Source organism: Gracilibacillus phocaeensis (assembly GCF_900626275.1).
GTDB lineage: Bacteria > Bacillota > Bacilli > Bacillales > Amphibacillaceae > Gracilibacillus > Gracilibacillus timonensis.
This window is the reverse complement of record NZ_LR131144.1, coordinates 1,568,630-1,595,567: the sequence shown is the minus strand read 5'-3', so window position 1 is coordinate 1,595,567 and position 26,938 is coordinate 1,568,630. Positions and strand designations below refer to the sequence as shown.

The 26,938-nt window shown below is 39.5% G+C and carries 27 protein-coding genes and 2 tRNA genes; 22 read left to right on the top strand and 7 right to left on the bottom strand.

Features of this window, described 5'->3' with window-relative positions; translation table 11 throughout:
- Nucleotides 1-474: 474 nt before the first annotated feature.
- Both trxA and uvrC read left to right on the top strand, forming a co-directional pair.
- Nucleotides 475-789 (top strand): thioredoxin, encoded by a 315-nt coding sequence (gene trxA, locus E0E32_RS15405; protein ID WP_066194557.1) that lies wholly within the window; start codon nt 475-477, stop codon nt 787-789.
- A 62-nt stretch (nt 790-851) separates the two neighbouring features.
- Nucleotides 852-2,630 (top strand): excinuclease ABC subunit UvrC, encoded by a 1,779-nt coding sequence (uvrC, locus tag E0E32_RS15400; protein ID WP_066194554.1) that lies wholly within the window; start codon nt 852-854, stop codon nt 2,628-2,630.
- A 28-nt stretch (nt 2,631-2,658) separates the two neighbouring features.
- Here the strand turns inward: uvrC and E0E32_RS15395 are convergent, their stop codons facing one another.
- Nucleotides 2,659-3,084 carry a DUF2507 domain-containing protein gene (locus tag E0E32_RS15395; protein ID WP_066194552.1) on the bottom strand — a complete coding sequence of 142 codons (426 nt, stop codon included), beginning with the start codon at nt 3,082-3,084 and terminating at the stop codon, nt 2,659-2,661.
- 633 nt (nt 3,085-3,717) lie between these two features.
- On the opposite strand from E0E32_RS15395, the gene E0E32_RS15390 reads away from it, so the two are divergent.
- The 3 genes from E0E32_RS15390 to sdhB are packed head-to-tail and all read left to right on the top strand — an operon-like array spanning nt 3,718 to nt 6,893.
- Nucleotides 3,718-4,326 (top strand): succinate dehydrogenase cytochrome b558 subunit, encoded by a 609-nt coding sequence (locus E0E32_RS15390; protein WP_066194549.1) that lies wholly within the window; start codon nt 3,718-3,720, stop codon nt 4,324-4,326.
- Between the two features lie 37 nt (nt 4,327-4,363).
- Entirely contained in the window at nt 4,364-6,115 is a 1,752-nt protein-coding gene (sdhA, locus tag E0E32_RS15385; protein ID WP_066194542.1) for a succinate dehydrogenase flavoprotein subunit, read from the top strand.
- 16 nt (nt 6,116-6,131) lie between these two features.
- The gene (gene sdhB, locus E0E32_RS15380) at nt 6,132-6,893 is read left to right on the top strand and encodes a succinate dehydrogenase iron-sulfur subunit (protein WP_066194539.1); all 762 of its coding nucleotides are present in this window, start codon (nt 6,132-6,134) and stop codon (nt 6,891-6,893) included.
- A gap of 88 nt (nt 6,894-6,981) precedes the next feature.
- On the opposite strand, the gene E0E32_RS15375 is transcribed toward sdhB, so the two are convergent.
- Complete coding sequence (locus E0E32_RS15375) at nt 6,982-7,722, bottom strand: sulfite exporter TauE/SafE family protein (protein WP_066194536.1); 741 nt, start codon at nt 7,720-7,722, stop codon at nt 6,982-6,984.
- 181 nt (nt 7,723-7,903) lie between these two features.
- Here E0E32_RS15375 and E0E32_RS15370 point away from each other — a divergent pair, with 181 nt between their 5' ends.
- Together E0E32_RS15370 and E0E32_RS15365 are read left to right on the top strand one after the other, a co-directional pair.
- Nucleotides 7,904-8,173 (top strand): hypothetical protein, encoded by a 270-nt coding sequence (locus E0E32_RS15370; protein ID WP_066196628.1) that lies wholly within the window; start codon nt 7,904-7,906, stop codon nt 8,171-8,173.
- A 615-nt stretch (nt 8,174-8,788) separates the two neighbouring features.
- Nucleotides 8,789-9,013, top strand: a complete 225-nt coding sequence (locus tag E0E32_RS15365) for a helix-turn-helix domain-containing protein (RefSeq protein WP_066194531.1) — start codon at nt 8,789-8,791, stop codon at nt 9,011-9,013.
- Nucleotides 9,014-9,115: 102 nt separating this feature from the next.
- Here E0E32_RS15365 and E0E32_RS15360 read toward each other — a convergent pair whose 3' ends face one another.
- The 3 genes from E0E32_RS15360 to E0E32_RS15350 all read right to left on the bottom strand — a co-directional run bounded on the left by E0E32_RS15360 (nt 9,116) and on the right by E0E32_RS15350 (nt 11,291).
- Nucleotides 9,116-9,745 (bottom strand): hypothetical protein, encoded by a 630-nt coding sequence (locus tag E0E32_RS15360; protein WP_130860107.1) that lies wholly within the window; start codon nt 9,743-9,745, stop codon nt 9,116-9,118.
- 91 nt (nt 9,746-9,836) lie between these two features.
- Nucleotides 9,837-10,370 carry a hypothetical protein gene (locus tag E0E32_RS15355; protein ID WP_066194525.1) on the bottom strand — a complete coding sequence of 178 codons (534 nt, stop codon included), beginning with the start codon at nt 10,368-10,370 and terminating at the stop codon, nt 9,837-9,839.
- Between the two features lie 129 nt (nt 10,371-10,499).
- Entirely contained in the window at nt 10,500-11,291 is a 792-nt protein-coding gene (locus tag E0E32_RS15350) for an alpha/beta fold hydrolase (protein ID WP_066194522.1), read from the bottom strand.
- A gap of 131 nt (nt 11,292-11,422) precedes the next feature.
- Here E0E32_RS15350 and E0E32_RS15345 point away from each other — a divergent pair, with 131 nt between their 5' ends.
- The 7 genes from E0E32_RS15345 (at nt 11,423) to E0E32_RS15315 (ending at nt 16,841) form a co-directional block, all read left to right on the top strand.
- On the top strand, nt 11,423-11,902 hold the full coding sequence (locus E0E32_RS15345) for a MarR family winged helix-turn-helix transcriptional regulator (RefSeq protein ID WP_130860106.1): 480 nt from the start codon (nt 11,423-11,425) through the stop codon (nt 11,900-11,902).
- A 13-nt stretch (nt 11,903-11,915) separates the two neighbouring features.
- Nucleotides 11,916-12,731 carry a glutamate racemase gene (racE, locus tag E0E32_RS15340; protein WP_066194516.1) on the top strand — a complete coding sequence of 272 codons (816 nt, stop codon included), beginning with the start codon at nt 11,916-11,918 and terminating at the stop codon, nt 12,729-12,731.
- Nucleotides 12,732-13,334: 603 nt separating this feature from the next.
- Nucleotides 13,335-14,483, top strand: a complete 1,149-nt coding sequence (locus tag E0E32_RS15335) for a GerMN domain-containing protein (protein WP_130860105.1) — start codon at nt 13,335-13,337, stop codon at nt 14,481-14,483.
- A 139-nt stretch (nt 14,484-14,622) separates the two neighbouring features.
- Nucleotides 14,623-15,372, top strand: coding sequence for a ribonuclease PH (rph, locus tag E0E32_RS15330; RefSeq protein ID WP_066194513.1), 750 nt, complete (start codon nt 14,623-14,625; stop codon nt 15,370-15,372).
- 4 nt (nt 15,373-15,376) lie between these two features.
- Nucleotides 15,377-15,970, top strand: a complete 594-nt coding sequence (locus tag E0E32_RS15325; protein ID WP_066194511.1) for an XTP/dITP diphosphatase — start codon at nt 15,377-15,379, stop codon at nt 15,968-15,970.
- A gap of 13 nt (nt 15,971-15,983) precedes the next feature.
- Nucleotides 15,984-16,505, top strand: coding sequence for a metallophosphoesterase family protein (locus tag E0E32_RS15320; protein WP_066194509.1), 522 nt, complete (start codon nt 15,984-15,986; stop codon nt 16,503-16,505).
- A gap of 108 nt (nt 16,506-16,613) precedes the next feature.
- Nucleotides 16,614-16,841 carry a phage holin gene (locus E0E32_RS15315; protein WP_066194506.1) on the top strand — a complete coding sequence of 76 codons (228 nt, stop codon included), beginning with the start codon at nt 16,614-16,616 and terminating at the stop codon, nt 16,839-16,841.
- 78 nt (nt 16,842-16,919) lie between these two features.
- On the opposite strand, the gene E0E32_RS15310 is transcribed toward E0E32_RS15315, so the two are convergent.
- Both E0E32_RS15310 and E0E32_RS15305 read right to left on the bottom strand, forming a co-directional pair.
- A tRNA-Arg gene (locus E0E32_RS15310) sits at nt 16,920-16,993 on the bottom strand.
- Nucleotide 16,994: 1 nt separating this feature from the next.
- A tRNA-Gly gene (locus E0E32_RS15305) sits at nt 16,995-17,068 on the bottom strand.
- A gap of 162 nt (nt 17,069-17,230) precedes the next feature.
- Between E0E32_RS15305 and E0E32_RS15300 the strand changes: the two genes are divergently transcribed.
- From E0E32_RS15300 to clpX, 8 genes are all read left to right on the top strand, one after another.
- Nucleotides 17,231-18,004 (top strand): DUF4352 domain-containing protein, encoded by a 774-nt coding sequence (locus E0E32_RS15300; protein WP_130860104.1) that lies wholly within the window; start codon nt 17,231-17,233, stop codon nt 18,002-18,004.
- A gap of 442 nt (nt 18,005-18,446) precedes the next feature.
- Nucleotides 18,447-19,610, top strand: a complete 1,164-nt coding sequence (locus E0E32_RS15295) for an AI-2E family transporter (RefSeq protein WP_066194497.1) — start codon at nt 18,447-18,449, stop codon at nt 19,608-19,610.
- A 178-nt stretch (nt 19,611-19,788) separates the two neighbouring features.
- Complete coding sequence (locus E0E32_RS15290) at nt 19,789-20,937, top strand: NAD-dependent epimerase/dehydratase family protein (RefSeq protein WP_130860103.1); 1,149 nt, start codon at nt 19,789-19,791, stop codon at nt 20,935-20,937.
- 35 nt (nt 20,938-20,972) lie between these two features.
- A complete protein-coding gene (locus E0E32_RS15285; RefSeq protein ID WP_130860102.1) occupies nt 20,973-22,103 on the top strand; it encodes a glycosyltransferase family 4 protein in 1,131 nt (376 codons plus the stop codon).
- 54 nt (nt 22,104-22,157) lie between these two features.
- On the top strand, nt 22,158-22,619 hold the full coding sequence (locus E0E32_RS15280; protein ID WP_130860101.1) for a GtrA family protein: 462 nt from the start codon (nt 22,158-22,160) through the stop codon (nt 22,617-22,619).
- A 157-nt stretch (nt 22,620-22,776) separates the two neighbouring features.
- On the top strand, nt 22,777-23,772 hold the full coding sequence (locus E0E32_RS15275) for a hypothetical protein (protein ID WP_130860100.1): 996 nt from the start codon (nt 22,777-22,779) through the stop codon (nt 23,770-23,772).
- Between the two features lie 161 nt (nt 23,773-23,933).
- Nucleotides 23,934-25,220: a trigger factor gene (tig, locus tag E0E32_RS15270; RefSeq protein ID WP_130860099.1), complete on the top strand. Its 1,287-nt coding sequence runs from the start codon at nt 23,934-23,936 to the stop codon at nt 25,218-25,220.
- Between the two features lie 443 nt (nt 25,221-25,663).
- Nucleotides 25,664-26,935, top strand: a complete 1,272-nt coding sequence (gene clpX, locus E0E32_RS15265) for an ATP-dependent protease ATP-binding subunit ClpX (protein ID WP_066194475.1) — start codon at nt 25,664-25,666, stop codon at nt 26,933-26,935.
- Nucleotides 26,936-26,938: the final 3 nt, after the last annotated feature.

The window sequence follows — 26,938 nt, the reverse complement described above, 5'->3', positions numbered from 1 at the left end:
ACATTGGCATATGTCTTGATGATAATAGCGGCAATCTTTCTTATCGTAGGTATTTACTATGTGATGACGGTGTAAGTGCAAGGTCAACATCAACATGCTTTGCTAACCCGAGAAGATAGGAATTTTAAACATCAAATAGCTATCTATATAAGTTGAATGAAATAATTTCCCATGGATCTAATATGTGCTCTTGATCCATTTATGCAGAGCTGAAAGGCGTGTGAATGGTCATCCACACAAATGGATCAAAATAGATTATCGGGAAATAATGGGAGCAAAGACTTGCTTATCTCACGTTTTTGTTACATTTATAAGTTCAACTTTTATATATTGATCTTATCGGTATTACAGTAAGTTAAGGTAGATAGGAGTATATTGCAACATTTTTATTAGAATAAGCAAAGTATTAGGATGATTTATTCAAGGATGATATACTGATGAAGAAAATGGATAGGATGAAGGAGGAAATTAAAAATGGCAATAACAGCAGCAACTGATAGCACGTTTGCAGATCAAACAAGTGAAGGATTAGTATTAGTCGATTTCTGGGCAACTTGGTGTGGACCTTGTAAAATGATTGCACCAGTCCTAGAAGAAATAGATGGGGAAATGAGCGATACAGTACAAATCGTTAAGCTTGATGTAGACGAAAACCAAGAGACAGCAGGTAAATTCGGAGTAATGAGTATCCCAACATTGCTTCTATTCAAAGACGGGGAAGTAGTGGATCAAGTGGTTGGTTATCAACCGAAAGAGGCACTTGTTGAAACAATCAACAAACATGCGTAATGTGATTATCAATCCCTTATGACAAGCTCATAGGGGATTGTTTTTTGAGAGGAGGGGGATTCATGAATCAACATATTAAAGAGAAATTAGCGGTGTTACCAGCCCAGCCTGGCTGCTATCTCATGAAGGATAGACATGGCACAGTGATTTATGTGGGAAAATCAAAGCTATTAAAGAATCGTGTGCGTTCTTACTTTATTGGGGCAAATGATCAGAAAACCCAGCGTCTCGTGCGAGAGATTGTCGATTTTGAGTATATTGTTACCGGGTCAGAGGTAGAGGCACTCATTTTGGAAATGAATCTGATTAAGAAATATGACCCAAGGTATAATGTATTACTCAAGGATGATAAGTCTTATCCCTTTCTCAAAATTACCAATGAGCGGCATCCTCGGTTAATTATTACCCGTAAGGTAAAGAAGGATAAGGGGAAATATTTTGGCCCATACCCTAATGTCATGGCGGCCAGAGAAACAAAAAAGTTATTAGACAGACTTTACCCATTACGAAAGTGTAACAATCCCAAAGGGCGTCATTGTCTGTATTATCACATGAACCAATGTCTCGCATGTGCGGAAAACCCGCCATCCGTGGCAGAGTATCAGGAAATCACACAAGAGATAGCTCGTTTTCTTAAAGGTGGACATCAAGAGATTAAGGCAGATTTAAAGAAAAAAATGTTGACGGCTTCCGAATCATTAAATTTCGAGCGAGCCAAGGAATTTCGTGATTTGATCCAACATATCGAATCCGTGATGGAACAACAGAAGATTACCATTAATGATCAGGTCGACCGTGATGTCTTTAATTACAGCTATGATAAAGGGTGGATGTGTGTTCAAGTATTTTTCATTCGCCAAGGAAAATTAATTGAGCGGGATATATCGATGTTTCCTTTTTTTGATGAGGCAGAAGAGACTTTCCTCAGCTTTATCGGCAGTTTTTATTTACACCATCACCATCCCAAACCAAAACAAATTCTAGTCCCCATAGCCACCAGTACAGAATTATTGCATGAACTGTTAGAGGTAGACGTGAATATCCCGATGCGAGGCAGGAAAAAGGAATTAGTGGAGTTAGCGAAGAAGAATGCTGAAATTGCCTTACAAGAGAAATTTAGTTTAATGGAACGAAATGAAGAACGAACCATTAAGGCAGTGGAAACATTAGGAGATACATTAAATATCGAGACACCACATCGCATTGAGGCCTTTGATAATTCTAATATTCAAGGGACGGACCCGGTATCTGCGATGATTGTATTTTTAGATGGTCAGCCAGCAAAAAAAGAATACAGGAAATATAAGATCAAAGGGGTAGAAGGTCCAGATGATTACGAAACGATGCGAGAGGTAATCAGGCGTCGATATACAAGGGTTTTAAAGGAGAACAAACCTCTGCCAGACTTAATCGTAGTCGATGGAGCAAAAGGACAAATGTCAGCCGCTTTGGATGTATTAGAGAATGAATTGGGGCTGGACATCCCATTGTGCGGCTTGGCGAAGGATGATAAACACAAGACAAGTGAATTGTTATATGGTGATCCACCTGCTGTTATCGATCTCGATCGACGCTCGCCATCTTTTTATTTAATTCAGCGGGTTCAAGAAGAAGTACACCGTTTTGCTATTACCTTTCATCGACAGCTGCGTGGTAAAAGTGCCTTTCGTTCTAAATTAGATGAAATTGAGGGGATTGGCGCCCAACGGAAAAAGCTATTGCTTACTCATTTTAAATCCGTTAAAGAAATCGAGCAAGCTTCGCTGGAAGACATTATGAAACTGGGAATCCCTAAGCCAGTAGCTGAAAATCTCTGGCAGCAATTAAAAGAAGAGACATAAAGCCCCTTCCATAAGAGGAAAAGGGGCTTTAGTTATGTAAGACGTTTAGTAATATCTGTTGTTTTTTTTCTTCCACGATACATTCGTAGCTTTCGTCCATAATCTGGACCATGGCCTCCGCCAAGAACCCTGCCTCTAATACATAATCGATCTGTCCGAGTGTTTGCTGTCTTGCCTCAATGATCTCGCCACTGAGTTCATATATAAAACCGCGTCGTTTCTCTTGCAGTAGGTGCAGATCTCCCCACCCTGCGTCTACAAAAAATTCCTGAATTTCTTCTTTACTTCCACATTGTGCCTTACGTGCCAGGTTTTTCCCCATAATATACAGGATCAAATCTTTCTCTTGTCCTAGCATATCGGGCAGCCCGATATAACGTATTAAATCATAACCACTGCTAGTAGTTTGCAGATTCGCGAGTATAGTGGCTATGCTGGTGTTCTGTTTAGTCACTAGATTGTTTCCCCTCTCTTGCCTTGGTCAGACTGTACTTTATCTTTAGTTACTATTATCGCTTTTTTCTCTGTTTTCTGCAAATGTTTCTTGGTTATTTTCTTGAACTATCTTTTGTAACCCTTGATTTCATAGGCATAACAGTGAGAAAAAAGAGAATTCTTGAACTGACAAGTGCCATTTTTTTCAATAGATAAATATAAATTGCAGTAGATATTAGAAATAGTAACAAAATCCGCTTTTACCATAAGGACTCTACTTAACATCAATCCGTCTTATCGGTACCCCGGATTCATTCAAGGTCAACATCATTCCAAATCCTATTATATTAATGATTTTAACCTTTCTTGCCTTAAAAAAAGAGCATATCGTGCTAACCATCTTGATGGAGGATGGTTCACAGTGCGAAGGGTCGCTCAAAAAAATATATCGTTTTCTTGACGCTTATTGCGGATAGAAGTACAATAAATGTGGTGCCAATATACGAATTTCTTTGGATGGGAATAAAAAAAGAGTTGCCAGTAACCAAATGAGATCGTAACATAGTGAAATGAGTTGTAAAGCGCTTTAATCAAGCGTAGAAAGAATCGTATGTTGCAAAAACATGATTTTTAAGAGGGGGGTACAAAAAAAGTGGAGAATAAGGAGTTTTTTTATCGCAGGCTTCATTCCCTGTTAGGGGTGGTGCCAATCGGGATTTTCTTACTGCAGCATTTAACGGTCAACCACTTTGCTGCCTATAGTCCAGAAAGCTTTAACAAGGCAGCACACTTTATGGAATCCTTGCCATTCCGTTATGCTTTGGAGATTTTCGTGATTTTCCTTCCAATTTTATTCCATGCGGTATTAGGAGTGTATATTGTCCTTACAGCAAAGAACAATGTACGGCGACACGGGTTTTTCCGTAATTGGATGTTTCTCTTACAGCGTATATCAGGTATTATCACACTTGTATTTATTGCATGGCATGTATGGGAAACAAGAATTCAGATTGGTTTAGGAACCAAGGAGCTTGGCTTTAACATGATGGAAGATATCCTATCAAATCCGTTCATGTTTGCCTTCTATTTACTAGGGGTTGTTTCTACAACATTCCATTTTGCCAATGGTTTATGGAGTTTCTTAGTAACATGGGGGATTACAGTCACACCTCGTTCGCAGAGAATCGCTACATATGCAACGCTAATTGTATTCTTAGCGGTCACCTACATAGGTGTACGAGCTTTATTCGCGTTTGTTTAAATGGAAGTAGTCAAGATGTTAAGGGAGTGAGTAGGTAATGAGTGATCAAAATATGGTGATTGTTGGTGGCGGTTTAGCCGGTCTGATGGCCACTATTAAAGCAGCAGAAGCAGGTGTACACGTAGATCTCCTGTCCATTGTACCCGTAAAAAGGTCTCACTCTGTTTGTGCACAAGGTGGTATCAATGGTGCTGTCAATACAAAAGGAGAAGGAGATTCCCCGTGGGAGCACTTTGATGATTCGGTATATGGCGGAGACTTTTTGGCCAACCAGCCACCGGTAAAAGCAATGTGTGACGCAGCACCTGGTATTATACATATGCTTGATCGGATGGGAGTTATGTTTAACCGAACACCAGAGGGATTGTTGGATTTCCGTCGTTTTGGTGGAACACAACACCACCGCACAGCATATGCGGGTGCCACTACAGGGCAACAACTGCTGTATGCATTAGATGAACAAGTTCGTCGTTACGAAGTACAAGGCTTAGTCACCAAGTATGAAGGCTGGGAATTTATCTCGGCGATTATCGATGATGATGGCATTGGTCGCGGGGTGATTGGTCAACATATTAAATCCCACGAAATCAAAGCGTTTAAGGCAGATGCCTCTATTCTGGCTTCTGGTGGGCCAGGGATTATCTTTGGTAAGTCAACGAATTCTGTTATTAATACAGGATCTGCGGCAGCGACTCTTTATTTACAAGGTGGAGTATATGCCAATGGCGAATTTATTCAAATCCATCCGACGGCCATTCCTGGAGATGATAAACTTCGCTTGATGAGTGAATCTGCACGTGGTGAAGGTGGACGAATTTGGACTTACAAGGATGGAGAACCTTGGTATTTCTTAGAAGAGAAATATCCCGCCTATGGTAACCTTGTTCCACGGGATATTGCCACACGAGAAATATTTGATGTCTGTGTCAATCAAAAGCTAGGTATTAACGGCGAGAATATGGTTTATTTGGACCTTTCTCATAAAGATCCGAAAGAATTAGATGTCAAGCTTGGTGGTATTATTGAAATTTATGAAAAATTTGTTGGGGAAGACCCGCGTAAGGTACCTATGAAGATTTTCCCAGCAGTTCATTACTCCATGGGCGGTCTATGGGTGGATTATGAGCAGATGACCAATATTCCAGGAATCTTTGCTGCTGGTGAATGTGACTATACACAGCATGGCGCCAATCGTTTGGGGGCTAATTCCTTGTTATCCTCTATTTATGGCGGTATGGTCGCTGGACCGAATGCGATTAAATACATGGATGGTTTGGAAACAACCATTGAAGACATTTCTTCTGATGTATTTGATCGTCAACTCAAAGAGGAAGAAGCGAAGTTTGAAGAGTTGTTAAACATGCGTGGGGAAGAAAATGCCTATCAAATTCACAAAGAACTTGGTGCATTAATGACCGATAATGTGACGGTTGTACGTGAGAATGATCGTCTGTTAAAAACAGATGAGAAAATCCAAGAGTTGTTACAGCGTTGGGATCATATCAATATGGACGATACCTCCCGCTGGAATAACGCTGGTGTCATGTTTACTCGTCAGTTAAAGAATATGCTTCATTTGGCTCGAGTGATTACACAAGGTGCTTATAATCGAAATGAAAGCCGTGGGGCTCACTATAAACCGGAATTCCCGGATCGTAATGATGAGGAATGGCTGAAGACAACAAAGGCCAGCTTCGATCCATCTAAAAAGGCACCTGTATTTGAATATGAAGATGTGGATGTGTCACTTATTGAACCAAGAAAACGTGACTATAGTAAGACAAAATAAGAGGGGGTAGCGAAACATGGCAGAAGAAAAATTCACGATGATTGTAACACGTCAAGATAGTCCTGATTCAGCTCCCTATGAGGAGACTTTTCAGATAAACTATCGCAAGAATATGAACATTATTTCTGCTTTAATGGAAACACAGCGTAATCCATTTAATGCAGAAGGACAGCACGTTGCTCCAGTGCAATGGGAGTCTAACTGCTTAGAAGAGGTTTGTGGTGCTTGTTCGATGGTGATTAATGGAGAGCCTCGCCAAGCTTGTGCTACACTGGTGGATAACTTAGAACAACCGATCCGAGTAGCACCAATGACGACGTTCAAAGTGGAGCGAGATTTAGTTGTTGACCGCAGTCGCATGTTTGATGCTTTGAAGAAAGTGAAGGCTTGGATTCCGATCGATGGTACGTATGATCTTGGTGCTGGTCCAAAAATGCCCGAGAAAAAACGCCAGTGGGCCTATGAACTATCGAAGTGCATGACATGTGGTGTGTGTCTAGAGGCTTGTCCAAATGTAAACAGCAATTCTGACTTTATTGGCCCAGCTGCCTTATCACAAGTCCGATTATTTAACGCTCACCCAACTGGTGAGATGAATAAAGGAGATCGCCTGGATGCCTTAATGGAAGATGGTGGGATTTCTGGATGTGGTAATGCACAAAATTGCGTGGAAGTTTGTCCAAAAGGCATTCCATTGACCACATCGATTGCCGCATTAAATCGGGATACTAATATTCAATCATTTAAGAATTTCTTCGGTAGTGATTATGCATATTAAGCATAAAACCCTTCTTCGAGTTCTCGAAGAAGGGTTTTATAAATCTTAACAGACATTTACTTTGAAGCACGAAAAGAACTAATATTCATCAAAACAATAACACAATCCCGCCAAGTAAAGGTACAGCAACCATAGCAATTTTCAATACGAGTGGATGTAATCGTGTGGTGAATTTGGCACCTAGATAAGACCCAGCCATCGTGCCTGCCACTACTTCGATAAATAATTGTAAGTCGAGAAAACCGACACTATAATAACCAAGACCACCAATTAAAGCAATTGGGATAATCACTAGCATCGTCGTTCCGGCTGATTGTTGAATCGATAACCCAAAGAAAACAAGCAAACCAATCTGAATAAATGGCGTGGAGCCAATACCGAACACTCCTGACAATAAACCTGTTACTATACCTATACTTCCCGCCGCTAGCCAAAAACGGGCAGGCTTCGATCGATTATGGCTTGCAAATGTCTGTGTAGCAAAGCGGCCAAAGCCAATCGTAACACGGAGCCAAAGTAAGATGGCAGACAAGATCAACATACCTGCTGTGAACCATTTTAACTCTTCTCCTGGAATAATATTCGCTAGCTGTGAACCAAAAAAAGCCCCACATGCCCCGAATACCCCTGTTGCAACACCAATTTTTATCACTGTATTACCTTCTCTTAAGTGACTGAGAGTGCCAGATAAGGAGGAGAAAACCATGGCTGCCAAAGAGGTTCCCAATGCCGTGTGAATCGGAAACCCGAATACAGCACTTAATACGGCAATTATAACCCCCGATCCTCCTGCCCCGATAAATCCTAATAATAATCCAATAACTAACATGGTTATAAAGACAAGCAAGACAAAAATCCCTTTCTCTTTTATCAGTACAAAAATAAGTATATCATAGGAAGAGAGAGGAAGGAGAAACGAGTGCTTATATAGGGTAATGTTGTCCAGAAGCTTGAACGGAACAATGATGAATGGGCTTTCATATCAATTAGGAGAAAGGAATGGTCAACTTATGTTTGAATGTGCATACTGCGGCAAGAAAATAGGTGATAACCAATCTTTAAAAGCGATAGATGTGAAATTCCATAAAGGATTTGATTATTCTAATAGAGAAGGCGAAGTCGTATCTATCTACTTTCACACCTTGAAAAGAAAAGTCCCGATGATTGTTACTACAGCTGATTCCCCTGCCAAGGAACAAGGTCAGGATGGTTTATTTGTGGTTTGTAGTAATCTATGTGGAAAGAAATTGCAGTCAGCATTGCGGCAGGAAATAGTCTAGTATTATATATAAACAGTACTAGTTGTTAAAAGAATGATGAAATGTTGAAACAACCACTTTAAAAGGGCAGTATCTAGTCTGGTCATGTATAATCCAGTGTATTAATTATCATGATCCTTGTCATAAAGTAAAGTTGATTGTTTGTCAGTGTTAGGAAACGCTCCGGAAATAGGTTCCGCTTCGATGCACAGGACGAGCTGAAGATCCACTTGTAAAAGTGCTCTTCTTTTGCAAGTTAGCTGAAGCCGGCCCACGGTATAGGAAACACGGCGAGAGTGGTCTTTGCTCGAGTCACTTGTTGACTTATGCCCCACGGAAAGCGCAGCATATTCCTGCAGCGTTTGTTTTGCGCAGATAAAACGATCAAACTTACCACTCCAGAAATTATCATTTGGAAATAACCTTTAATGCCTGTGCCTGTGCTTAAAGATAAAGCAAAATGATGAACACCTAACATGTACGCAAAACAATATTTTTTCTTGAAAGAATATGGGCCGTTTTTTCGCGGAATTAGACGCTTGTAGGGCACCCTTTTGTTAGGGCAACATATGATAAATGGACTGAGTAATTACCCTCTAGTTCAGCGCCCTTAAGTTAGCAAGGAGGGGTTCACATTTGAAGGATAATGACTACAAGCCGAAGCAATTACTAACCAAAAGAGAAAAAGAAGTCTTTGAGCTATTGGTTCAAGATAAAACAACCAAAGAAATTGCTGACGAATTATTTATCTCGCAAAAAACGGTGAGAAATCACATTTCAAATGCCATGCAAAAATTGGGTGTAAAGGGGCGCTCCCAAGCTGTCGTGGAGCTTTTGCGAATGGGTGAGTTAAAGCTGTAGAGTAAAAAGGGTGTTCCAGGGTAGGAGGAACACCCTTTTTCTTGTGAGAAATCACCATACAAATGTCATGCAAAAAATGGGGCAAAAAGCGCTCTGTATTTGTTATTGCAGCTTTCTATAACTATACAGGTATTTTTGGAGAGCATCTATTGGTGTTAGAACCTCTAATCCTTCTTGTCTCAATATTTTCGCTGCATTTGACATGGATAGTTGTGGAAAAGCTATTACGTGTTCGGGCGGTTTTTCTAAGATGTACTGAACAATTGCCTGATCATACTTATCCTTTTCATTCGCCATTATCCAATCGAATATGCCTTCTATTACATGAGTTTGATAATTTTTAGGAATACTGTTTTTGGTATAATCGTTCATTCGTTTCATTGTACCAGCTACGGTTTGAGGGTTAGTGAAATATAAGGAAGCCTTATTAAATGATTGTAGGCTTCGAAAGAAAAGGTCATCCAGCTTTATAATGGGAATTTCTGAAATAGAAGGATCTTCTATGTATAAAGCATAATTGGTACAAGTGATAAGGATGAGATCGGGGTTTGATTCAGCTATTCGTGCTAACTGTTGTGCTACCAACTTTTTTATCCTCAAGGTTGAATGTTTGGGAATAATGTAAAGCAACCCTGGATCAACATAATGTAATTGCTTCGTTGTCTTGGTAGCAAGTAGTGGCTCCATATAATCGATATTGGAATGATGTGCATGTAAAACAGCTATATTCATCGTTTGCTCTCTCCTCATCCCCGTATTCATTCATTTTTTCTATAAGTTATTGTTCCATCCTTTTCATTTGTGTAGAGAAAACATAAAAATGTCAATAGTCAACATCACGTAAATATAGCACAATAGTGTGAGAGCTATATTCTTTCCCGTTATACCGTCTGATTCGTGTTTCCAGCTGCTTTTGTTCATTTGCTTGTTTACTGAAGGTTTGAATAAGCCGGTAAATGCCTTCAGCAGCGATGGACAATGTACCTGCAGCACCTAATTCTGAGCCTAGTAATTCTGTGTCAGACAGCTTGGTATCGATTAACTCACGTACTTCTGTTGCATATTCCCCTTGGATCATAATCAAGTCTTCCTTATTCTTTAGTGCTTGCAACAGTCCAGCTGCACTGTTCACTTCTATCACTGCAGTCTTTTTTTCTAATAGGAGTAACGCTTTAAGCACGGTACCCACTTGTTCTTCCATTGACAAGGCAATGGCACTTACTACTTCTACTGGATAATGAATAACATCCTTACCGGTTAAATCAGCAATGGAATCTGTGTGTAGCCCAACATCATTTGCAAGTGTTTGACGATCTAATTGATGTTCTTGTAAATAAGCATCTACCACATTTGTCATCTTATCACGCTCCAATATGTAAGATTCTTGGTCATTCTTACTTTAGTATAACATATCACTTGGCTACAAATCTGATAAAAAAGTAGGATTTCCTTGTTAACCAAACAACCATCAGCAAGGAATCATTCCTTACAGATGGTTGCTGTCATCCCCATTACATAATATCTTGCGCTTCATCCAATCATAAATAATCGCATTACATTCCCGATAATGTCTAGTTGGCACCTGATGGGCAGCGAGATGGACATAGGCGACGTCAACATCCTCTATATGTTTACGAAAACCATATTGTGCATGTTGTACATAGTAATCATGGGCGCCGTAAATCAATAGTAATGGCACCTTTACTTTCTGCAAGTGTTTCGTTAAATTGGATGTGAAGCCCAGTCGATAGTGCTGTTTTAATAAAGCAGTATTTGTTTTTTTTACAGCCCGCTCCATCTCTGCTGCTTCTTTGTCTATTGGAAAATGGCTTAGGGCAAGTCCTTTTGCCAGTAGAGGAATCGCTCGGTACGTTGCAATGGTGATGCCGAGCAAGTATTCCAGTCGTAACAATAGGTTCGTTGGATGAAAAAAAGAATCGATTAATATCAAGCCGATTGCTTGTTCAGGATAGTGTAAGACAAACTGTTGAGCAAGTAATCCACCATTGGAATAACCGCAAATAACGGCTTTTTCTATTTTATTTTCCTTTAGGAGGCGTTCGATGTCACTTAGGCAATTATCTAGGGTGATATCTTTTCCGCTCACTCTACTGTTTCCATCACCACGAGGATCGAAGGTAAGTATGGTAAAGTATTGGCGTAATAATGTTTGATAGCGAAATGTAAGATGCCCCATTGCTGGTGGGGGAATAAACAGGATAGGGACACCATGACCTGTCTTCTCATAATATATAGCAGGATTTGATTGCGTAAACATTGATCCACCTCCATTCCATTACAACAAGTTTGTGCCTTGTGTGCATTTTTATTCTCGGAAAAAAATGCAAAACCTTTTAACAGATAAACCCTTTAGCCATATGTAACAAAAAATGTTATAGTATAGTTAGTATGTGTGTGAAGGAGAGCTGGGATTTGACAAAAGAAATAGAGCAAATTACCGATATCGAAAAGGAATTAAGATATATTGCAGGTATCATTAAACAAAAGGGACGGGAAATTTTACATAATTATCCTGTGACCACTCCTCAATTTGTAGCCTTACAGTATCTTCTTGAGAATGGTGATCTAACGTTAGGTGAATTATCAAAGAAAATCAATCTGGCTTTCAGTACCACCACCGATTTGGTGGACCGAATGGAGAAGAATGATATTGTGAAACGCGTTAAGGACACCAAAGATCGTCGCGTCGTCCGCATCCATTTATTAGATAAAGGTCGAAAAATTATAAATGAAGTAATTGAAAAAAGACAGAAGTATTTAGGAGAGGTTCTCTCGAATGTTAAAGGAGAGGACATGGAGCAATTATCTAGACTCCTCCATTTACTTCACCAAGAAATGAAGCAGCAAAACAAAAATGTAAAAGTGTAAAGAGGCGATGAACGTGAAACAACCAATTGGTGTGATTGATTCCGGTGTGGGAGGTTTGACGGTGGCTAGTGAACTAGTTCGTCAATTACCGAAGGAATCGATCATTTATGTAGGGGATACGAAACGCTGTCCCTATGGACCTCGACCTAGAGAAGAAGTGGTTCAATATACGTGGGAAATGGTCCAGTTTTTATTAGCAAGAGATATCAAAATGCTGGTGGTTGCATGTAATACAGCAACGGCATTTACCTTAGAGCAGCTACGTGAGCAATTGACTATACCGGTTGTTGGTGTGATCCAGCCTGGTGCCAGAGCGGCGATTACCCACAGTAGGACAGGGGAGATTGGCGTCATTGGGACAGAGGGGACGATAAGTAGTAAGGCGTATGTGAATGCCCTGCAGCATATCAATACAGAGATTGATGTGTTTGATCTGGCATGCCCTCAGTTTGTCTCTATCGTAGAACAGGGATTGGTGCAAGGAGAAAAGGCATATCAAGTGGTTTATGAAAGCCTCCAGCCACTTAAGCGACATGTGAACATGGATACCTTGATCTTAGGTTGCACACATTACCCGATGATTAGAGAACTCATTCAGGAAGTAATGGGTCCGATGGTGATGGTGATTTCTTCAGGCGAAGAAACAGCTAGGGAAGTCAGTACGATTCTGGGTTATCAGAAAAAACTTTACCAAGGAAGTGCCCCGTCCCGGCACCATTTTTATACGACTGGTGATGTGCAAGTGTTTGAAAATATAGCCTCCAGATGGTTAAATAAAAGAATAGAAGCCGTTGATCAGATCGAATTGAATACGGTGAAAAACATGTGATGACAAATGTTATCAAAGCTTGCTAAAGAGTATAAGTAAATCTTATGCTCTTTTTTGTAAGGTAGAAAAGTATATAATCCTTGGAATAATGTAGACCTGGAACGAATCAGATACCAATACATTGGATGATGTAACGTAACGAGTCCAGCTATGCTATCTAATAAAGTTGATCGTTTCTCGAGGCGAGATAGCGCAGATAAAATGATCAAACACACCACTCCGTAAAGTCATAGCTCATCATACTGCGTAAATGGATCAAAACGAGGTATTAACAGGAGATCATTGTTTGTCACACGTTTTTGTTACATTTATAAGTTCAACCTATATAGTAATAAAGGATCGGGCGTGGTTCTCCAATCTTTCTTAATCAGCTAAATATATAATTTTCGCTACAAAAGTTGTTGGAATGATTTTAAACATGAGCTCATCGGCAGTTCAATGACTGCTTTGAGCTATCCGTAAAGGACTGAACACATTTTTATCTGGATTCAATCTAGTCTTTCACTTTTTTATTTCTCCTGTTTCCTTTTGCTAATTACTTGGTCTATTTTAGTAATAAGCTCGTATACATAATAGTACAAACCATCGAGGAGGTATTGATGTATGAGGGTCGATTGGATGAAAAAAAGTGTAGGACTAGTATTATTAAGTATCGTATTGCTTGCTGGATGTAATGTATTTGAAGGGGAACAAACACTAGATCAAATAGATGCACCTCCTGAAGATGCAAAAGTAACGGATGATATTGAAAATGTAGGAGAAACGGATGAAGCAGGTGAAGATTTGGACGAAAGTGAAGGCGCAGAAGAAGGAACAGAAGAAGAAACAGACGCGGAGGCAGATGATGAAACAGAGGGGGAAGAGGCAAGCGGAACGTTATCCCATGTTCTCTATTTAATTGATCAAAATGGTCTGGTGGTACCACAAGAGATGGAGTTACCTGCACCAGCTTCCAAAGAGGTAGCCAAACAGGTATTACAATACCTAGTACAAGATGGTCCGGTAACGGCTATGCTACCTAGTGGTTTTCAAGCCGTTTTACCAGCTGGGACCGAGATTATTGATTTGAACCTAGAAGAAGATGGTACAATGGTGGTTAATGTTTCCGAAGAGTTTGCTAATTATCAAGCAGAAGACGAAGATAAAATTATTGAATCCATGACGCACACCTTAACGGAATTCAAAAATGTAGATCGCGTGAAGCTTTGGATCAATGGAGAAGAACAGCAAACAATGCCAGTGAATGGAACACCGTTAACCCAAGGTTACTCAAGAGATGAAGGGATTAATGTCCATCAAGCAACTGGTATCGATTTAATGGAAAGTGAAGCTGCTACGCTTTACTTTCCAATGCAGGGCGATGAAATGGTTTACTTTGTTCCAGTTACCCAGCATATTGAAATGGATCAAGATCAGACGGAACAATCGATTGTACAAGCCCTAATGGAAGGTCCTGCCTTTGACTTACCTTTAGAGAATTATATTAATCACGGGTCTGAGTTAACAGCAGCTCCTACCTTGGATGATGGTACCTTATCGTTAACCTTTAATGAGAATATCCTCTCGAATAGCGAAAAAGGTGTCATTGCTGATGAAGTACTCCAGTCGATTGTTCTCACATTAACCGAACAAGAAGGAGTACAAGCTGTGCAAGTGTCGGTAGAAGACCATCAAGAGGTTATAAATGAAGAGGGACAACCCTATACAGAACCAGTAACAAGAGAAATGGTAACACCTGCTAAAAGTATTTAAAACTATCAAAAGAGATGATATCGTGTCATCTCTTTCTTTTTTTAGGTTATCCAGTGATTTGTTTGCGGAATATGCATGAAATACCCAACTGATACGGAAAATATGTTAAGATAAAAAAGGATGTAAGGAGGAAATGAACATGCGAGAAACGGGAAGAGAAGTAGATCAATTAAGATCCATCAAAATTGACACTAATTTTACTAAACATGCAGAGGGATCTGTCTTAATCACGGTAGGTGACACAAAGGTTATTTGTAACGCAAGTATAGAAGACAGGGTACCACCATTTATGCGTGGCTCAGGAAAAGGCTGGATTACAGCAGAATATGCTATGTTACCAAGGGCAACGGAGACAAGAAATATTCGTGAATCGTCCAAAGGTAAAGTCTCGGGGCGTACCATGGAGATACAACGTCTGATCGGACGGGCTTTACGGGCAGTGGTGGATCTAGATAAGATTGGTGAGAGGACCATTTGGGTCGATTGTGACGTCATTCAAGCAGATGGGGGTACAAGAACCGCCTCGATAACAGGTGCCTTTGTGGCGGTAGTTTTAGCCTTAGGAAGCTTAAAGGATGCCAAAAAAATAACTACATTACCAATCACCGATTATTTGGCTGCCATATCGGTGGGAGTTTTACCTGATGGAACCGAAATCCTAGATTTGGAGTATGTCGAAGATGCCCAGGCCCATGTTGACATGAATGTGGTCATGACCGGAAAAGGAGAATTCGTTGAACTTCAAGGTACGGGGGAAGAGGCTACCTTTACAAACCACCAATTAACTGCAATGCTCGGACTTGCCGAAAAAGGAATGAGGGAAATTTTTCTCCTACAGCAAGACGCATTGCAAAGGTACCTAGAATATATGCCGGAAGTTAAGGAGTAATTAGATGCAGGAATTAATTATTGCAACCAAAAACCAAGGAAAGATGAAGGATTTCAAGGGATTGTTTGAGCCGTTTGGGATCCAAGTATCTTCTCTACTGGATCTGACAGAATCGGTAGAAGATATTGCAGAGACTGGTGAAACCTTTGAAGAGAATGCAGCATTGAAGGCAGAGGCTATTTGTGAAAGATTACAAACGCCAGTTATTGCAGATGATTCAGGTATCGAAATAGATGCCTTAAATGGCGAGCCAGGCGTTTATTCCGCCAGATATGCCGGCCTCAACAAAGATGATCAAGCAAATGTTGAAAAGGTATTACATAATTTGCAAGATATTCCTGAACAAAAACGAAGTGCGCGTTTTGTTTGTGTATTAGCTGTAGCACAGCCAGGGCAGAGAACGATTTTTAAGCGTGGAGAATGTGAAGGGACGATCGCAAATCAGCCAGCAGGAGAGAATGGATTCGGTTATGATCCTATCTTTGTCCCTGAAGGTCTTTCACAAACCATGGCAGAATTGACTCCTGAACAAAAAAATGAAATCAGCCATCGCAGAAAAGCGTTAGATCAACTGAAAAATTGGGTAAAACAGTTGTAAAGGAGTGGAATATATGCCAAAAGTATTAATCATCAGTGATAGTCATGGCTGGACAGATGAACTGGTTCATATTCAAGAACGTCACCGATCAGAGGTAGACGCTATGATCCATTGCGGGGATTCTGAATTAATGCGTAGTAGTGATGAATTGGCAGGTTTTGAATCCGTTCAAGGAAATATGGATTTGGACAGCAATTTGCCAGAGGATATTGAGGTTAAGGTTGGCAAGCTGCATTTCTTTGTGACGCATGGTCATTTATACAACATTAAAGCGACACTAATGACAGTTGCTTATCGGGCGGAGGAAGTTGGTGCTAATGTTGTTTGCTTTGGTCATTCCCATGTTGCTGGGGCGGAAAAGATAGAGAATCAATTATTCATTAACCCGGGCAGTATCAAGCAGCCTCGCAGTGCACATCCCGGTTCTTATGCCATTTTGGAGTCCGATGATAATCTGGAAAATGTGCAAGTCCATTTTTATACCAAAGATGGAAAAGAAATTTCAAGTTTAGCTTATCAGACTTCTTTAAGCTAATTTATTTCTTGTAGAAGGTTTCACTAAAAAATAGAACATGTTACATAAGCAGCTAGTCCAATCGGGCAAGCTGCTTTTTTCATATATATAGGAAGAGGTGGTGATTTGATGAAAGTAGCCATTATTAGGTTAATTGTATTAGTCTTTGTGTTGCTTAATCAAGCTTTAGTGGCATTTGGTGTTAACCCTCTTCCATTCAGTGAAGAAATGATTTATGAAGGGGTGTCCAGTATAGCGACCATCGCAGCAGGTATCTGGGCATGGTGGAAGGACAATCCTGTTAGCAAACAAGCTAAAGAAAATGACGCATATTTAAGAAAACAGGGTTTAAAATAATGTAATCTTTTCAATAAAAATAGGATATATTATACCATAAAAAATCCCTTGTCAGCATTTTGACAAGGGTTCTCTTTACGTCCCAGGCAGGATTCGAACCTGCGACCCACAGCTTAGAAGGCTGTTGCTCTATCCTGCTGAGCTACTGGGACATGGAGCGGGTGAAGGGAATCGAACCCTCGACATCAGCTTGGAAGGCTGGGGTTTTACCACTAAACTACACCCGCATAATCTGGTGTTTAGGTATGTAATTTTTAACGGACAAGTACAATTATATAAAGGTAACAGCGGAATGTCAATAAGAAATTTAGAAATAGGTTTTTAGAAGGTATAATAAAGAGCCGGACGGAATTTGCCTAGTTTTTCTTAAGTATGATAGAATACGGGCAATGAACACAGATAAAAAGGGTGATTCGGTGAGAAAAGTATTCTTATCTATTTTACTTGTTCCAATATTAACGCTGATTGTTGCTTGCACAGCAGAAGAGGACGTTGGAACACAAGAAGCAGACGGCAGAACAGCACCAAAAAATACAGGCGATAACGAAGAAGAGCTGGCAAATCCCTCTGAAGTTAGTAATGAGCCAAATAATGTGGAACCAAACCAGGACAACAAAAAGACCTCGGAATTCGGCAAACTGACAATAGAATCAGAGCAACAGGATGTGAATGATACGTATGAAACAGGCCCGATTCATTTGACGATCCAAAGTCTTCAAGTAGCTAGTCTAGAGCCGGAAGAAGAATATAAGCAGCAATTTAATGGACGAGAAAGTCTAACCATGGTCACTGTCCAAATGGAGGTCGAAAATACCTCAGAGGATCCGATCCGAATTGATCCAAGCCAAGGTGTTTTGGTAACGAACACAAATAAGCCGTTAGACGCTAAACCAGCATTATCTGATGATGTAGGAGGCGATTTCAATGGTCAAACAACGAAGGAAGGGGAGGTTTATTTCATACTAGACACCAAGTTAGGCTTATCCGCTGATATAGGTCAAGATGTTTCAGGTCAGGTAACGGAAAAAGGGGAAGTCTACTTTGCAATCGACAGTTTAGCAGACAATATGAAATCCGGCACACTGATTATAGACGCCCCGCATAGCGGTGAAAACTATTCAGATGTCGGAGAAGAATTATATATCGATATCAACTTTCAATAAGTATTTACTAACTAATTGGTTCTATCATAAGGTAGTGAAAGAAATCCTAAGCGTATGCGGATGTCTTTCAACTGCCCTCTGTGAATGTCATGCTCCCTTATATTCGATACGAAGATACCTCGTGTTATCATGAACGTGGGTAATTTCTTAAGTCTTCCTGTCTATTCATATCTTAATGCCTCTCCTTCCATGTAAAATATATTTATCCAAAAATTGTTCATATTGGTACGAATAGGTTTTGGAACAGGGCTATCTAAGCTGGCCATTCATCATCTATTTTCCAAATTATATCATATCCAGTATGAAGACACAGCAAACAGGCGAATGAAGTGGTAAAGTGATATAATGAATGGTACAGTTGCACAGATCCATTTCAAATTCCCGTTTTGAATGAATGAAAAAGTGGTATAATTAAATGACGTAGAAACAAGGAGGGCTCACGTTGAACCAATCTCATGATCGATTGATTAAATTTTTAGGTGGAAAAAATATCTTATTTATACTAGGAACATTGATTTTAATTGGTATTACCGTGATTGTATACAATCAAATATCTTTTATTTTTCATCCATTTCATATCGTTTTCTCCACGATTTTTCCACCGGTTATTCTGGCTTTTGTCGCCTACTATTTATTGAACCCAATTGTTAATCTGTTAGAGAAATGGCGAATTAAACGGGTATGGGGTATTATATTAATTATTCTCGCATTTTCAGGTATAATCACGGGTATACTATTTATTATCATTCCCATTATAGAAACACAGATAAAGGAATTGGTCTCTAATTTCCCTGGTTATGTAAGCACCATTAACGAGGGAGTCAATCGTTTGATGAGTAACTCCATTTTTGCCAATTATTTTAACGAAGCAAGAAGTTGGGTAGAATCTAATTTAGGGGAGCTTCCTTCTAGGATTATGTCGCAATTAGGAAATACGATGGAAGGTGTCGCTAATTTTGCCTCTACATTGACGAATATTATTGTTTCGTTGATCACTTTTCCATTTGTGTTGTTTTTCTTATTAAAAGATGGACAGCGATTTAAAAACTATTGCCTTAAATTGTTTCCTCGTAAATACAGGAAAGATGTCACCAATATTCTGCATAAGATGGATACACAAGTTGGTTCTTACATACAAGGCCAGATCTTTGTCGCTTTATGCATTGGGCTTTTATTATACATAGGCTACCTTATTATTGGCTTGGACTACGCCATTATTCTAGCTGGTGTTGCTGCGATTACTAGTGTTGTGCCTTATTTAGGACCCATTATTGCTATTACTCCAGCCATTATTATATCGTTGGTTACTTCACCTTGGATGTTATTAAAACTAGGGATAGTATGGGCAGTGGTACAATTCGCAGAGGGGCATTTTATTTCCCCAAATGTGATGGGGAAAACGATGAAGGTGCACCCATTAACCATCATGTTTGTCTTATTAGTGGCTGGTAAACTATTTGGAATTGTCGGGGTGATTCTTGGTATACCAGGATATGCTGTTGGAAAAGTGCTGGTAACCTTCGTCTTCAGAAAGTTTAAAGCACGTTATAATCGTTATTTTGATGAAGGCTTTGAAGATAAAGAAGTAGCTGCTAAAGAACAATAAGACGGGTACACCAGAGCACAGAAGCGCTATTTTTATATGCGAAAAACAGCACTAAATAATTGCTCCCTTTGTACCAGAATATTTGTAAAGTCAAGGTGAACGTGATATTTTATGAACAGGCTTCTTAGTGAGACAGAGGCTGTTTAAGATAAGAAAAATAGTGACGGGGGTTGAAAATATGAAAATTATTGTAGCAGGTGGAGACGGTTTTTGCGGGTGGCCCACCGCCCTTTATCTATCCAAAAAAGGACATGAGGTAGCTATTATTGATAATATGGTAAGAAGAAAAATGGATCAAGAGCTGCACTCTAATTCTATTACACCCATCGCGTCCTTGGAAGAACGTGTGAATAAATGGGAAGAACTAACTGGAAAAAGAATATCTACATATGAAGGTGACCTTACGCACTACGACTTTCTCAGTGAAGTATTAAAACAAGAGAGGCCAGATGCATTCGTACATTTCGCTGAACAACGCTCTGCTCCTTATTCGATGATCGATCGAGAGCATGCCATTTTCACCCAGAGCAATAATGTGGTTGGTACATTGAATGTTCTTTATGGAATCAAAGAATTTGTACCAGATTGTCATTTGATTAAGTTGGGGACAATGGGTGAATATGGAACCCCAAATATTCCTATCGAAGAAGGATATTTAGAAGTTGAGCACAAAGGTCGAAAAGATGTGCTACCTTATCCAAAACAACCTGGTTCGTTTTATCATTTGTCGAAAGTGCATGACAGCCATAATATCATGTTTGCCTGTAAAATTTGGGGGATAAGAGCAACGGACCTCAATCAAGGTGTTGTTTATGGATTGGAAACCGAAGAAACTCAAATGGATCCTGTACTTACGAATCGTTTGGACTATGATGGTGTATTTGGGACGGTGTTGAATCGTTTTATCATCCAGTCTACGATTGGACATGACCTCACTGTTTATGGCAAAGGCGGTCAGACACGAGGTTTCTTGAATATCAAAGATACCGTACGTTGCATTGAGATAGCAGCAGAAAATCCTGCTGATAAAGGAGAATTCCGAGTGTTTAACCAATTCACCGAAGAATTTTCCGTTGGTGAATTGGCAGAAAAAGTACAAAAGGTGGCTGAAGAAGAAAGTTATCCAACAGCAATCACTCACTTGGACAATCCAAGAGTCGAGTTGGAAGAGCATTTCTTTCAAGCAGTCAATACGAAGCTGAAAGATTTGGGACTAGAACCTCATTTACTAAATGATAATGTCATACGAGAAATACTACGGACAGTCATCATCCATAAGTCACGGGTTATCGAAGGCAATGTGTTACCACAAGCTTCTTGGAAATAAGCTGTTATTTGTAGCTGTTAGGAGGAGAATCAAGATTGAAAATCGCCATAGTGACAGAAACCTTTATACCTTCAACAGATGGTGTGGTGACAAGGCTTAAAGCATGCATTCGCTACTTTAAACGCGAGGGACATGACATACATGTGATAGCTCCAGATCTTGGAGTAGATGAGTTTGAAGGAATAATGATAACAGGGATTCCGGCCAGAACACTTCCATTTTATCGCTCTAAACAATTCGCGCTGCCAAATCGCAAGGTGAAAAAGATACTGGAAGAATATCAGCCAGATATTGTCCATGTGGTGAACCCAGCCTTATTAGGAGTATCCGGAGTGCGGTATGCCAAAAAGCTAGGAATTCCGATGATTGCTTCATACCATACGCAAGTACCTAAATATCTCGATTATTATCACTTGTCTATATTTAAGGGTCTCTTGTGGTGGTATTTTCGTAAGCTTCATAATCAAGCTTATTTAAATTTATGCACGTCACATGCTGTTAAAACAGAACTAGAAGAACATGGATTTCAGAGGGTTGAGGTTTGGAAACGTGGTGTTGATACAGAACTATTCCACCCCAGTAAATATGATCAGGAAATGCGTAAGCAGCTAACAGCTGGTCATTCGGATAAAAAATTGCTCCTTTTTGTCGGCAGGCTTGCGGCAGAAAAGGAAATTGAAAAAATCAGGTCGGTTCTCAAAGCATCCGATGAGTTTGTGCTGGCGATTGTAGGGGACGGACCACATCGATCGTCGCTTGAAAACTATTTTGCAGGCACAAACACCGTGTTTACTGGAATGCTGCATGGAGAAGAACTGGCTAAAGTATATGCGTCTGCTGATATTTTTGTCTTTCCGTCCACTTCAGAAACTTTGGGGCTGGTAATCACAGAAGCGATGGCATCTGGATTACCGTTAGTTGCAGCCAAAAGTGGACCAACTTGTGAGCAAGTAGAAGATAATCGTAATGGATTGCTATATGATAAAGACAAAAAGGATGATTTTACAAACACCGTCTTACGTTTTACAGATGAAACGTTACGAGAACGATTGGTTCAATATGCGCGGGCTGATATGGCAAACATGAGCTGGGAACACCAATCAAGACAAGTACTGGATTATTATAAAGAGGTCGTAGTTAACGAAGAAATCGTCTATGCGGACTAATCACTTGTAAACATCATGTGGTTAACTTTAAAAAGGTATAAAAAGAGGAATTTCATGACAAAACAAAAAGCAAAACGAGGACCTTTACAGTTTCTTCAATTTAGTGTAATTGGGGTTTCTAATGCTGGAGTGGACATAGCAGTATTGAACCTGTTGCTGCTCCTTTTTCATCCAGATAGTCGTATGCTGCTTGTTTTATGCAATTCAATTGCCTATTCTTTAGCAGTGGCAAATAGTTATTTATGGAATGTGAATATTACATTCAAACGTTCAGCTATAGGGAGTAAGCGCCAACGTATCCTTTTTGTTATACAGGGGCTGATTAGCTTAGGAGTCAGCAATCTTGTATTTATTGGTACTAACGAAATATTGGATTACACCGGTGTTCCTAATTGGCTGCGGTATAACTTAGCCAAAGGTTTAGCGATGTTCTTGTCATTTCTGTCTAGTTTTTTTATGGTGAAGTATTTTGTTTTTAAGGATTTCGGCAGTCGCTTTATCAAAGAAAAAGAATAAAAACGACCTTAAATAAAAAGTTGTTGTTTTTGCCTATCTGAATTTTTATTCCGCTATGCTAACGTCAATAAAGTTCAGCGGCTGGAGAGTGTGATTCATCGTTTGATCGAATTTGTTGTATATACTACTAATTGGGAAGAAAAAGGCAGGTGACAATATGAAAAATGACCAAGAAAAAATAGTTATGCTGCCTCAGTGGAGACACACATTGGAGCAAAGGGCAACAGAGGCTATGCAGGACAGCCATTTTCAAGAGGCTTATGAACATTTCCATCAACTGACGGAGAATGGAGTATACTCCCACGAAGTGATGACAGGTAAACTAATTTGTATGATGGAATTGAATATGGCAGAAGAAGCAGAAGAATTATGTGAACAATTAATCGCGAAGCAAGATCAATATTATTCCTCCTATGTGCATATTTATGCGACCCTATTGTTTCAATCGAGCAAATATGAAGAAGTTATGTCAGTAATTGATGAAGTATTGGAAGGAAATTCATCCCATCAAGAAGTGCCCGCATTGATCAAGGAACAGCTACGTCATGTTTACCAATTAAGTGAAGAATTACAGCATCAAGATGATGAACAGACTTTTAATGAAGTAACCGCTCAGTTAGAGCAGGCATTACAAGAAAATAATGACCGCCAGCAATGGTATATGATCAAGCGATTAACCAAAATGGATATTTATCAAGACAGCCCATTATACCGAGAAATGTTGATCCAGCCAACGACTCACCCTGTCGTGAAAACAGCAATGCTTGAGTATTATCAAAAAATGGGAACAGAAGCACCAATACATATTGAGAAATTCAACTTGCAAGATGACATAAGGTTACATCCAACGGAATCGATTATTCCAGCTTCATTTTTTTCGGGTATTATGTACTTTTTAGAGGAATTGCAGCAGGAAGATCCAACAAAATATCAAATGATTCAATTTATCTTGGAGCGTTTCGCATACGTATATACACCATTTTTACCGCCAAAGGATGATTATAAATTATTAGCAGAGTCTTTATTTTATTATGTGAGCAGAAGTTTTCAGCTTTACGATGATACAGATCACCAAACATCGGAAATGAAACAGCATTATGTGGATATGATTACGATGTCTGATAAGTTGTATGCGTCGATCCTTGATATTTAGAGCAAAGAGGACAAGACAGAAATGATTGCAAAATAAAAATACATACATTATTATTGAAAGCAGATGCAATTGTGTTATAATGTAATGGTTGCAATTTATGTGCGGTTCTAATAGAAAATAAGCGACAAATATACAAAGTTTTATGTTGGAGGGAAATAAGAATGACAGCAAAGTGGGAAAAACAAGAAGGTAACGAAGGCATCCTGACGATTGAAGTAGATGCCGATAAATTTGATAAAGCGTTAGATCAAGCTTTTAAAAAAGTAGTGAAACAAGTACAAGTTCCAGGATTCCGTAAAGGTAAAATGCCAAGAGGGATGTTTGAGAAACGTTTTGGCGTAGAATCATTATACCAAGATGCAGTAGATTTCATTCTTCCAGGAGAGTACAGTGCGGCTATCGATGAAACTGGAATTGAACCAATTGATCAGCCAGAAGTGGATATTGAACAAATCGAAAAAGGGAAAAATCTAATTTTTACTGCGAAGGTATCCGTAAAACCTGAAGTTACATTAGGTGAATATAAAGGATTAGAAGTCGAGGAAGAAAGCACAGAAGTAACAGATGAAGATGTAGATGCAGAGATTCAACAACAACAAGAACAGCAAGCTGAACTAGTGGTAAAAGAAGAAGGTGTCATTGAAGATGGGGATACTGCTGTCATCGATTTCGAAGGCTTCGTTGATGGTGAAGCTTTTGAAGGTGGACAAGCAGAGAATCACTCATTAGAAATTGGTTCGAATTCATTTATCCCTGGTTTTGAAGAACAGTTGATTGGTAAGCAAACTGGGGAAGAAACAGAAGTAGAGGTTACCTTCCCTGAAGAATACCATGCAGAAAACCTAGCAGGTAAAAATGCAACGTTTAAAGTGAAAATTCATGAAATAAAGGCAAAAGAACTGCCTGAATTGGATGATGAATTCGCTAAAGATGTTGATGAAGAAGTAGAAACATTAGAAGAATTAAAAGAAAAAACAAAAAAACGTCTGCAAGAACAAAAAGAAAATCAAGCTGAGACCAACAAAAGGGAATCGCTTGTTCAACAAGCTTCTGATAATGCAGAAGTAGATGTTCCAGACGTAATGGTGCAGTCGGAATTAGATCGCATGCTGCAAGAGTTTGAACAGCGTTTACAGATGCAAGGCATGACATTAGAAATGTATACTCAGTTCTCAGGACAGGATGAGGACGCCTTGAAGGAACAAATGAAAGAAGATGCAGCTAAGCGAGTAAAAACTAACTTGACATTAGAAGCTATTGCAGAAGCAGAGGATGTAGAAGTAACAGATGAAGATGTCGAAAAAGAATTGGAATCAATGGCTTCCATGTATAATATGGAAATCGATCAAATTAAACAAGCACTTGGTGGAAATGCCGCTGCTTTGCAGGATGATTTGAAATTTCAAAAAGCCATCAATGTACTTGTAGATAATTGCAAAACCAAATAAACGCTATAGCGAACAAGGTGCCATCTCATTGCACCTTGTTTTCTATACAACACGATTACATCCGTATCACAAAGAGAAGAGCAAGACATGAAAAAGAAGCAATACATTGTGCTGGTCAACATATACATAATAGAAGTGAGACTAAGCGTTCGTTATCCTCTGCTGAGAATGGACGATGGACGTTTTGTACCGGAGTTACTGGATCTCGTATCGACATTCATCGAATAGCTTCTCGTCACAAAATAAAATCATAATAAAGGTTTAGCTCATGGTAAACAGTGCAAACTATTTGTAATTATGTCCAAAGCTTGGTAGGCTTTGACATTGATAATGTTTATTGCTTTTGTATTTCGAAACAATTTGATATGATTACGTAAAGATAGGCTTGCTAAAATTGTTTGGTTGTAGCTTAAGCTATATTTATTGAACAAGGGGTGAAAGACATGTATAAATTTAATGAGGAGAAAGGGCAGCTAAAATGTTCTTTTTGCGGTAAAAGTCAAGACCAGGTTCGAAAACTAGTTGCAGGGCCAGGTGTTTATATATGCGATGAATGTATTGAACTTTGCACAGAAATTGTGGAAGAAGAGTTAGGTACAGATGAAGAAGTAGAATATAAAGAGACACCTAAACCACAGGAGATTTGTGAAATTCTAGATGATTATGTGATTGGTCAGGAAAAGGCTAAACGTAATTTATCGGTTGCCGTTTATAATCATTACAAACGAATTAATTCCCCAAGATCAAAAGATGAAGTGGAATTATCGAAAAGTAACATTGCTATGATCGGACCGACAGGAAGTGGGAAAACATTACTCGCCCAAACTTTGGCCCGGATATTGAATGTACCGTTTGCTATTGCGGACGCTACTTCGTTAACGGAAGCCGGTTATGTCGGGGAGGATGTGGAAAATATTCTATTGAAGCTTATTCAATCGGCTGATTATGACGTGGAAAAAGCGGAAAAGGGTATTATCTATATTGATGAAATTGATAAGGTAGCTCGTAAGTCAGAGAATCCGTCCATTACACGTGATGTTTCTGGTGAAGGTGTACAGCAGGCCTTGCTGAAAATCTTGGAAGGGACAACTGCAAGTGTACCGCCTCAAGGAGGAAGAAAACATCCTCATCAAGAGTTCATTCAAATCGATACCTCGAATATCTTGTTTATTTGTGGTGGCGCCTTTGATGGGATTGAACAGATTGTAAAACGTCGTCTTGGCGAAAAGGTAATTGGTTTTGGCGCGGAAAGTGATAATCAAGAATTAGATAAAGCTGCCTTGCTTTCAAAGGTACTGCCAGAAGATTTATTACGCTTCGGTCTAATTCCAGAATTCATCGGTCGTTTACCTGTAATTGGAAGTTTAGAACCGTTAGACAGAGAAGCGCTGGTAGATATTTTAACGCAGCCGAAGAATGCATTAGTGAAACAGTATAGTAAGTTATTTGAAATCGACGATGTTGAATTGGAGTTTGGAGAAGGAGCCTTAGAAGCCGTTGCAGAAAAAGCAATTGAACGGAAAACAGGTGCTCGTGGTCTACGTTCCATTCTTGAAGGTATCATGTTAGATGTGATGTTTGAATTACCTTCACGAGATGATGTGAAGAAATGTATTATCACAAAAGAAACAGTAGCTACAGAGAATGGGCGTCCAAAACTGGTTCATGAAGATGGTACAGTTATCGAACTTAAATCACCAAAAGAGAGTGCATAAACA

Coding starts and splice junctions, on each gene's coding strand:
- sdhA (WP_066194542.1), top strand. CDS start 4,364: ATGAGTGATCAAAATATGGTGATTGTTGGTGGCGGTTTAGCCGGTCTG.
- E0E32_RS15350 (WP_066194522.1), bottom strand. CDS start 11,291: ATGTTTACGCAATCAAATCCTGCTATATATTATGAGAAGACAGGTCAT.
- E0E32_RS15360 (WP_130860107.1), bottom strand. CDS start 9,745: ATGAATATAGCTGTTTTACATGCACATCATTCCAATATCGATTATATG.
- E0E32_RS15375 (WP_066194536.1), bottom strand. CDS start 7,722: ATGTTAGTTATTGGATTATTATTAGGATTTATCGGGGCAGGAGGATCG.
- rph (WP_066194513.1), top strand. CDS start 14,623: ATGCGAGAAACGGGAAGAGAAGTAGATCAATTAAGATCCATCAAAATT.
- E0E32_RS15345 (WP_130860106.1), top strand. CDS start 11,423: ATGTGTGTGAAGGAGAGCTGGGATTTGACAAAAGAAATAGAGCAAATT.
- sdhB (WP_066194539.1), top strand. CDS start 6,132: ATGGCAGAAGAAAAATTCACGATGATTGTAACACGTCAAGATAGTCCT.
- clpX (WP_066194475.1), top strand. CDS start 25,664: ATGTATAAATTTAATGAGGAGAAAGGGCAGCTAAAATGTTCTTTTTGC.
- E0E32_RS15290 (WP_130860103.1), top strand. CDS start 19,789: ATGAAAATTATTGTAGCAGGTGGAGACGGTTTTTGCGGGTGGCCCACC.
- trxA (WP_066194557.1), top strand. CDS start 475: ATGGCAATAACAGCAGCAACTGATAGCACGTTTGCAGATCAAACAAGT.
- E0E32_RS15335 (WP_130860105.1), top strand. CDS start 13,335: ATGAGGGTCGATTGGATGAAAAAAAGTGTAGGACTAGTATTATTAAGT.
- tig (WP_130860099.1), top strand. CDS start 23,934: ATGACAGCAAAGTGGGAAAAACAAGAAGGTAACGAAGGCATCCTGACG.
- E0E32_RS15280 (WP_130860101.1), top strand. CDS start 22,158: ATGACAAAACAAAAAGCAAAACGAGGACCTTTACAGTTTCTTCAATTT.
- E0E32_RS15300 (WP_130860104.1), top strand. CDS start 17,231: ATGAACACAGATAAAAAGGGTGATTCGGTGAGAAAAGTATTCTTATCT.
- E0E32_RS15355 (WP_066194525.1), bottom strand. CDS start 10,370: ATGACAAATGTGGTAGATGCTTATTTACAAGAACATCAATTAGATCGT.
- E0E32_RS15275 (WP_130860100.1), top strand. CDS start 22,777: ATGAAAAATGACCAAGAAAAAATAGTTATGCTGCCTCAGTGGAGACAC.
- E0E32_RS15315 (WP_066194506.1), top strand. CDS start 16,614: ATGAAAGTAGCCATTATTAGGTTAATTGTATTAGTCTTTGTGTTGCTT.
- E0E32_RS15370 (WP_066196628.1), top strand. CDS start 7,904: ATGTTTGAATGTGCATACTGCGGCAAGAAAATAGGTGATAACCAATCT.
- uvrC (WP_066194554.1), top strand. CDS start 852: ATGAATCAACATATTAAAGAGAAATTAGCGGTGTTACCAGCCCAGCCT.
- E0E32_RS15320 (WP_066194509.1), top strand. CDS start 15,984: ATGCCAAAAGTATTAATCATCAGTGATAGTCATGGCTGGACAGATGAA.
- E0E32_RS15325 (WP_066194511.1), top strand. CDS start 15,377: ATGCAGGAATTAATTATTGCAACCAAAAACCAAGGAAAGATGAAGGAT.